Source organism: Streptomyces mayteni (assembly GCF_054783955.1).
In genome coordinates, this window is the sequence record NZ_BAAGPR010000237.1 from 1 (window position 1) to 3,563 (window position 3,563).

General features: G+C 69.5%; 4 protein-coding genes. All 4 read left to right on the plus strand.

What is annotated here, in order from left to right:
- Positions 1-407 precede the first annotated feature (407 nt).
- Positions 408-1,217 carry an ABC transporter permease gene (locus tag ACYVPE_RS39535; RefSeq protein ID WP_461038684.1) on the plus strand — a complete coding sequence of 270 codons (810 nt, stop codon included), beginning with the start codon at positions 408-410 and terminating at the stop codon, positions 1,215-1,217.
- A gap of 31 nt (positions 1,218-1,248) precedes the next feature.
- Positions 1,249-2,013 (plus strand): ABC transporter permease, encoded by a 765-nt coding sequence (locus ACYVPE_RS39540; protein WP_461038686.1) that lies wholly within the window; start codon positions 1,249-1,251, stop codon positions 2,011-2,013.
- 52 nt (positions 2,014-2,065) lie between these two features.
- On the plus strand, positions 2,066-3,049 hold the full coding sequence (locus ACYVPE_RS39545) for an ABC transporter ATP-binding protein (protein WP_461038687.1): 984 nt from the start codon (positions 2,066-2,068) through the stop codon (positions 3,047-3,049).
- Between the two features lie 159 nt (positions 3,050-3,208).
- On the plus strand, positions 3,209-3,563 hold a 355-nt coding region (locus ACYVPE_RS39550), incomplete at its 3' end, for an ABC transporter ATP-binding protein (protein ID WP_461038685.1).

The following is a 3,563-nucleotide window of genomic DNA, read 5'->3' on the forward strand; positions in this document are numbered from 1 at the left end:
AAATCTGGCATTGACTATTTGGCACGCTGTTGAGTTCTCAAGGAACGGACGCTTCCTTCGGTTCCCTCTCGGGTTCCTCCGGGCTTCCCTTCGGTGTCTCCGACTCTACCACGTCTTTCGCGTCCGATTTTCTCGAACTCGGGTTTCGCCAGAGAGGGTTGCTCGCCTTCTTGGAGTTCCCTCTCGGGAGTTCCTTTCCGGGCAAGCTCGAAGGACCTTACGGACCTGCTTCGGCAGTGTCAAGTTGAGACCTCCCAGGCCACAACGGGGGTCGCCGGCCGGTGACTCGGGGCGGGTCGGGCCGGATGGCCGGAGAAAACCGGTGGCCCGGCGTCGCGGGGGCTCGTTAGGCTCGCGGGCTTTGGTCGGACCACGGGTGCGGCGAACTCAGGGACGGGGGACGGCGGATGGGCACGTCCGGGCTGTACCGGGCGGTTTCGGTCAGTAGCTTTAAGCGCTACGCCACGTATCGGGCGGCGACGGCCGCCGGGGTGTTCACCAACACCGTCTTCGGCTTCGTTCTCGCCTACACCTACATCGCGCTCTGGGAGCAGCGGCCCGGGCTCGGCGGCTACGACCAGGCGGAGGCGCTGACGTTCGTCTGGGTCGGTCAGGCGATGATCGGGGCCATGGCGCTGCTCGGCGGCGGGTTCCAGGTCGAGCTGGAGGAGCGGATCCGCACCGGGGACATCGCCATCGACCTCTACCGGCCGGCGGATCTCCAGCTGTGGTGGCTGGCCTCCGAGTTGGGGCGTGGCGCGTTCCAGGTACTGGGGCGTGGCGTCGGCCCGATGGTGGCCGGCTCCTTCGCCTTCGAGTTGGCGCTGCCGTCGAGCCCGCTGACCTGGCTGTGGTTCCTGCTGGCCGTCGGGCTCGGGATCGTGGTGAGCTTCGCGCTCGGCTTTCTGGTGGCGCTGGCCACCTTCTGGTTGCTCGACGGGGCCGGGATGAGGATGGTCTCCACCCTCTCCTCCATCTTCTTCTCGGGGATGCTGCTGCCGTTGACCGTCTTCCCCGGCGGGTTCGGCGAGGTGGTGCGGTGGCTGCCGTGGTCGGCGATGCTCCAGGTGCCGGCCGACGTGCTGCTCGGCCAGCACACCGGCGTCGGCCTCCTCGGGGTGCTCGGCTTCTCGGCGGCCTGGGCCGTGGTGCTGCTGCTGGTGGGCCGGGCGTTGCAGGCCGCGGCGACGCGGAGGGTGGTGGCCCAGGGTGGTTGACGGGCTGCGGGCCTACGGGCTGATCGTCGCGATGTGGGTGCGGTCGACGATGACGTACCGGACGTCGTTCGTGCTGGTGACGCTGGGCACCGCGCTGATCTCGCTGCTGGACTTCGTGGCCGTCCTGATCATGTTCGCGCACGTGGACATGCTCGGCGGGTTCACGGTGGGCGAGGTGGCACTGCTCTACGGCACGTCGAGCCTGTCGCTGTCGATCGCGCACCTGGCGATGGGCGAGGTGGACCGGATCGGGTCGCGGATCAGGGACGGTTCGCTGGACACCATGCTGGTGCGGCCGGTGCCGATCTTCCTCCAGGTGGCCGCCGACCGGTTCGCGCTGCGCCGGATCGGGCGGGCGTTGCAGGCCTTCGGGGTGCTGGTGTGGGCGGTGTGGACGCTCGACCTGGCGTGGTCGGTGGGCCGGGTGGGGCTGTTGGTGATGATGGTGGTCTGTGGGGCGGCTATCTTCGGGGCGCTGTTCGCGCTGGGGGGCGTGTTCCAGTTCTGGGCGCAGGACGCGGCCGAGGTGCAGGCGGCCTTCACGTACGGCGGGAACACGCTGTTGCAGTATCCGCCGTCGATCTTCGGGCGGGAGCTGGTGCAGGGGGTGACGTTCGTGGTGCCGCTGGCCTTCGTGAACTGGCTGCCGGCGCTGCGTCTGTTGGGGCGGGACGACCCGCTGGGGCTGCCCGGCTGGGTGGACTTCCTGTCGCCCGCGGTGGCCGCGGCGATGTGCGGGCTGGCGGCGCTGGCCTGGCGGGTGGCGGTGCGGAGCTATCGCAGTACCGGAAGTTGAGAGGGGTCGGAGGGTGACGGAGGCAGTGTCGGAGGACGAGGTGGACGACGTGGTGGAGGACGAGGCGGTGATCGAGCTCGCCGACGTGGCGAAGGTGTTCCGGGTGCGGCGGCGGGTGGGTCGGCTGCGCCGGGTGCGGGAGGAGGTGCGGGCGGTCCGGGGCATCTCGTTCCGGGTGGCGCGCGGCGAGATGGTGGGCTACATCGGTCCGAACGGGGCCGGGAAGTCGACCACGATCAAGATGTTGACGGGGATCCTGACGCCGAGCGGCGGCCGGGTGCGGGTCGCCGGGATCGACCCCTCGCGGGAGCGGACGCGGCTCGCCCGGCGGATCGGGGTGGTGTTCGGGCAGCGGACGACGCTGTGGTGGGACCTGCCGCTGCGTGACTCGTACGCGCTGGTGCGGCGGATGTACCGGGTGCCGGAGGCGCGGTTCCGGGAGAACCTGGCGCGCTGCGTGGAGCTGCTGGATCTGGAGCCGCTGCTGAACGTGCCGGTGCGGCAGCTGTCGCTTGGGCAGCGGATGCGGGGGGACATCGCGGCGGCGTTGCTGCACGACCCCGAGGTGCTGTACCTGGACGAGCCGACCATCGGGCTCGACGTGATCAGCAAGGCGAAGGTGCGGGGCTTTCTGCGTGACCTGAACGCGGAGCGACGGACGACGGTTCTGCTCACCACCCACGACCTGACCGACATCGAGCAGTTGTGCTCGCGGGTGATGGTGATCGACCACGGGCGGCTGATGTACGACGGGGCGTTGGCCGGGCTGCACCAGGTGGGCGAGAGCGAGCGGACGCTGGTGGTGGACCTGGCGCGGGAGCTGCCGCCGATCGAGGTGGCGGGGGCGCGGACGGTGCGGGTGGAGGGGCCCAGGCAGTGGCTGGCCTTCCCGGCCTCGGCGAGCGCGGCGCCGTTGGTGGCGGCGGTGGCCGAGGGCTACCCGCTGGTCGACCTGTCGGTTCGGGAGCCGGACATCGAGGACGTGATCGCGCGGATGTACGCCCTGGGGTCGGCCGGAGCGGAGAGGGTGGGGTAGACCCCACCCTCCATACGGTCGTGTGCACCATCGTGCCGACCCCCCGCTGAACGGCACTGTTTTCCGCGTACCTGACGGATGCAGTGCGAGCAGTTTCAGCAGAGGAGTTCGACCGTGGCAACGGCTGTACCGATTTCTTCCACCGGACGTTCCGGGGCCATGACGACGGTCGCCGCGCGGGCCGAGGGGGTCGTCAAGGCGTACGGCGCCGGGGAGACGCGCGTGGTGGCGCTCGACCGCGTCACCATCGACGTCCGGCGGGGCGAGTTCACGGCGATCATGGGGCCCTCGGGTTCCGGCAAGTCGACGTTGATGCACTGTCTCGCGGGTCTGGACACGGTGACGAGTGGGCGGATCTGGATCGGGTCGACGGAGATCACCGGTCTCAAGGACAAGAAGCTCACCAAGCTGCGCCGCGACCACATCGGGTTCATCTTCCAGGCGTTCAACCTGCTGCCCACGCTCAACGCGATCGAGAACATCACGCTCCCGATGGACATAGCCGGCCGCAAGG

Coding starts and splice junctions, on each gene's coding strand:
- ACYVPE_RS39540 (WP_461038686.1), top strand. CDS start 1,249: ATGTGGGTGCGGTCGACGATGACGTACCGGACGTCGTTCGTGCTGGTG.
- ACYVPE_RS39535 (WP_461038684.1), top strand. CDS start 408: ATGGGCACGTCCGGGCTGTACCGGGCGGTTTCGGTCAGTAGCTTTAAG.